The sequence below is a fragment of the Bradyrhizobium sp. 197 genome (genome assembly GCF_023073375.1).
Classification (GTDB): Bacteria; Pseudomonadota; Alphaproteobacteria; order Rhizobiales; family Xanthobacteraceae; genus Bradyrhizobium.
In genome coordinates this window covers 1-564 of record NZ_JADPJJ010000178.1, presented here as the reverse complement: position 1 = coordinate 564, position 564 = coordinate 1, and the positions used below count along the sequence as shown (strand labels likewise).

General features: G+C 61.9%; 1 pseudogene. It reads right to left on the bottom strand.

Annotation, left to right across the window (positions count from 1 at the left end):
• Window positions 1-506: pseudogene (locus tag IVB27_RS43945) on the bottom strand (transposase family protein); the annotation flags it as partial.
• Window positions 507-564: the final 58 nt, after the last annotated feature.

Sequence of the window (564 nt, the reverse complement as noted above, 5' to 3'; positions counted from 1 at the left end):
GGTCGCAGATGATTGTTCCGTACCGCTGATTGCGCCGCCAGGCCCAGTCGTCGATACCGATCACGCTCGGCACAGCAAAGGGCTGGCAACCGCGCCTTCGCACGATCCGAAGTAAATGTATCGTTAAGTCGACGGGCAAAACTTGCAGCCGGGCGGCCACCAACGGCAAGCCCAAGGTGATGGACCAGAAGATCGAGCCGCGCCCACGGCGCCAGAGCCCCGTCATCGAACCGCTCGGTGGAAATACGTCGACTGCACATAACGGTGAAGCAGCGGAAGCGACGCGCCACGACCACCAGGCGAACCGGCCGCCCCGCCAGCGGCAGATCGGTAAGACATCGTTGATATCGGCTATGAATTCGCCCGGAACTGGCTCCGCATCCGGGACACAGACTCTTGTCGCTCCTGGGACGGACGGTGATCACGGTCGTGGCGCCATCACAGACGGCGCTCTCCACGTCAAACCCAGGAGGGATCAGGGCCGACGGTCGCAGGGCTCGCTGCATCATGTTGATTCCCTTGTGAAACCAACGCGAGCCGGCGCCTGAACTTCATCAAAAGTGA